The following is a 3,719-nucleotide window of genomic DNA, read 5'->3' as shown; positions in this document are numbered from 1 at the left end:
CGTGATGTTAAGAAAACTGATGACAATTTCGGCTAATTCACCTTTGGTGTCAAATAGTGGATATCCATTTACCAAGAGCCAAACAATATCATTACTAAATGGGCGATTTATTCCAACCGTAAAGTTTTTTATCGATTGTTTTGTGTTTGCGATTTGATTTACCGGAAACCACTCAAGTTGCATCGAAGAACCATCTTCATTTAAAAATTTCCATTCCGGATCAATTGCTTCTTTCCCCAGCATTTGTTCCACTTTTAGCCCTAACAATTCAGAAGCCTTCTGATTACTCATGATGATAGAGGTGTCTGAGGAGTGTACAACAACTCCGGCATCCAAGTTATTTAGTAAACCACGATATCTTTCCTCACTTTTTAGTAATGCTTCATCTCCCTTTTTGGCGTCGGTGATTTCCCTCGACAGGCAGATGAAATGTGTATCATGATCTTCGCTTTCTTGCATAGGGGCAATTGAGAGTTCAAACCAGTGTTTACCCGTCGGCAATTCGATGGTATATTGTCTTCCGGTTGAAAATCCATTTTCATGCGATTCGCGTATCGCTGATAGCGCCAAATTTGCTGCGTCAAAAGGCAAAATATCGAAAAATGTTTTGCCTATTATATTGTTTGAATATATTTCAGGCAAATCTTTAAGGCGCGAATGAAAATTATAAATATGACCGTCAATTCCAACTTCGAATAATAAATCAGGGATTGCGTCAAGGATGGCTTCCATTTTTTCGTGAATTTCATTGAATTCTTCCTCTGCCTTTTTCCTTTCAGTAAGATCTAGGCCCATTCCGAATATGCAACTTTCCCCCTCATATTCAATTGCAAGTGAATTGATAAAATAAGGCGTTTTATTTTTGTTTTTTGAGTAAAACTCAACTTCAATGCCTGGAAGCTTCGTTTCGATATCCAGTAAATTGTTTTCAAATACAGTTTTTATCCTAGTCCTAATCCTTTCTTTTTCACCTACATCAAAAAGATCCAATGGATGCATTTTTTCAATTTCGTCACTTTCATAACCCGTGACCTGCTCGAAATTTTTATTCCATTTTATAAATTTTCCAGATTTATCGTACAGATAAAATATCCCAGGAAGATTATTTATTACGGTCTCAGAAAGCTGTTTTTCCTTTATGATTACATTTTCGGCATTTTTACGTTCGGTTATATCGGTTATAGTACCCACATAGCCAACAATTTTCCCTTCGGTATTTTTCTCCGGTATTGCTTGTCCCATAACCCACGAAATACTTCCATCTTTGTGAACGAAACGGTATTCCGAAAAGTTTTTTTCCTTTTTTGCTGCGGCGTTCTCCCATTCTATTGATAAAGTAACTAAGTCCTCTTTATGAACCGCCTTTAGCCAGCCGTTTCCTAATGCATCATCAAAAGACAAGCCTGCTATCTTACACCAGCTCGGGTTGACATAAGTGGTTAAACCCTCGGCATCGGTACGGAATATTCCCACGGGGGATACCTCTGTAAGTGTATGGTATCGTTGTTCACTTTGAAACATGGCTTCCTCGGCTTTTTTCCGTAGGATTTCTTTCTCCATAACCTCCAGTGCAAAAGATACATCCCCCGTCGCCTCTTCCAATAATTCAATTTCTTCCTCATCAAAAAAGTCTTTTTCACTAGCATAAAAAGTGAAAAGCCCGATTGTCTTTCCCAATTTTTTGATTGGCAAACTAATTAAGGAATTAAAATTCCGGGCTAAGGCTTGTTCTTTCCATGTACTCATCTGCAGGTCATTTTCAATATCGTTGCAAACTACATGTTTTCCTTCGCGAAGCGCATTTCCGGCAGGGCCTCTGCCTCCCGGAATATCGTCTTTCGAAATACTTTTGATTATGGACAGGTACCCATTATCTTCACCCGCAATCATAGCCGGAATCACTTTATTGGTATTTTCGTCTAACAGACCGATCCAAGCCATCCTAAATTTCCCTATTTCAACGGCAATGGTACAGGCTTCCCTAAAAAGAGTTTCCTGATCTGTTGCCCGAACAATCATCTGGTTGATCTGACTGATAAATAAATAGAGCCTATTGACTTTGTTGAGTTTTTGTTCGGCTTCAATTCGATGTGTAATATCAGTAATAATTCCATGACATATCACCGTTCCTTCAGGCTCCAGAACTGGCAAAGAGTTTACTTCATGCCAAACTAGTCCTTTTGTTGGATGCTGATAGCGATACTCGCCTTTGAGAGGAACTAATTTTGATTTGGTCTCATCTATTTTTTGCCTCAAAAGGTCAATATCGTCTGGGTGAATCAGGGCAAACATCTTATCAGCACTGTTCTCAATCTCTTCAAAACGTAATCCATAAATATCATCGACAGATTCACTGACGTATGGAAAACATAATGAACCGTCGACATTTTGCCTCATGGAATAAATCAAACCTGGTGAAGTGGCGGCAATCTTGGCAAACTTGTCTCTCTCATTTATCAATAGCTCATTGGCTAATTTACTTTCGGTAACGTCTCTTAGATTAGAAATCAAACCATTCAGGTTTTCCTCATGGAACATGTTCTTCACTCCGCCTTCAAGCCAAACATAATTTCCGTTTTTGCATTTCACCTGAAAAAGAGCTGGAAGCAAAACTCCTGGAGAAGCAAATGCTTCTCGTTTAAGCTCTTGGACATAATCAAAACTATCGGGATGGAAAAATTCACTTTCAGAAAGTTGATCGAATTCTTGGTCTGTCCATCCTGTTAGTCTTTCTGATGAAGTGCTTCTGAACAAACTCTTTTTGTCTCTATCCACTAACGAAATGATACTGTCTGAATTTTCTATTAATGCATAAAATCGCTTCTCTCTTTGTTCTATGATATCTTGCGCCTTTTTACTGGCAGTGACATCCCTTAGGTTGACTATAATGCCATTGACACTATTATCATGAAGGAGATTATTCAAAACCCCCTCAAGCCAAATATAATTTCCTTCCTTGTGTTTCACCTGAAACAATACGGGAATCGGCTTCCCGGGATTGTCCAATATTATTCGCATCATTCGCTGGATGTATTCTACGAAGTCAGGATGGAAATACTCATCATAATCAATGGCATCAAACTCTTCATCTGTGTATCCCGTAACGCGGAATGATGAGGAACTGCGGAATAGAACTTTTAGTTCAGCATCAACTACCGTGATTATGCCTTCGTTATTTTCAACCAAAGCACGAAAACGTTTCTCACTATGTTCAATTAATTCCTGTGCCATTTTACTCTCGGTGACATCACGCAGGTTGGCTATCATACCTTTCATACTGCTATCATTGGGCAAATTATTCAAGACCCCTTTCAACCAAATATAATTTCCGTTTTTATGTTTCACCTGGAACAAAACCGGATTTTGTATGCCGGGATTGTCCAAAGTTTTTTGGACCATTTCCTGCATGTATTTCAGGTAATCCGGATGATAATAATCTATATCGGAAATTTTTGTAAACTCCTCATTTGTATATCCGGTTATCCGCTGCGAAGCGGGACTGCGAAATATGGTTCTTAAATTTTCATCAAGAACAGTAATAATGTCCTCGTTGTTTTCAACCAAGGCCCGAAAATATGTCTCGTTATTTTCAATAGTGTTTTTCGCTATTTTTTCTGTAGTTATATCTCTAAAAAAAACAGATAATCCATCAGAGGAAGGGTAAATGTGATTTTCAAACCACAAATCATATGGTTCATAATGTTCTTCTAAATAAATAT

At 38.3% G+C, this 3,719-nt stretch carries 1 protein-coding gene; it reads right to left on the bottom strand.

Annotated features, from left to right (window positions below; genetic code table 11):
• Positions 1–3,719, bottom strand: a 3,719-nt coding sequence (locus VIH09_RS07200; RefSeq protein WP_331579347.1) for a PAS domain S-box protein, incomplete at both ends; no start/stop codon positions are given.

It is taken from the genome of Flavobacterium sp. (assembly GCF_036515215.1).
Taxonomy (GTDB): domain Bacteria; phylum Bacteroidota; class Bacteroidia; order Flavobacteriales; family Flavobacteriaceae; genus Flavobacterium.
The sequence above is the reverse complement of the archived record's forward strand: the minus strand, read 5'-3'. Positions and strand labels throughout refer to the sequence as shown.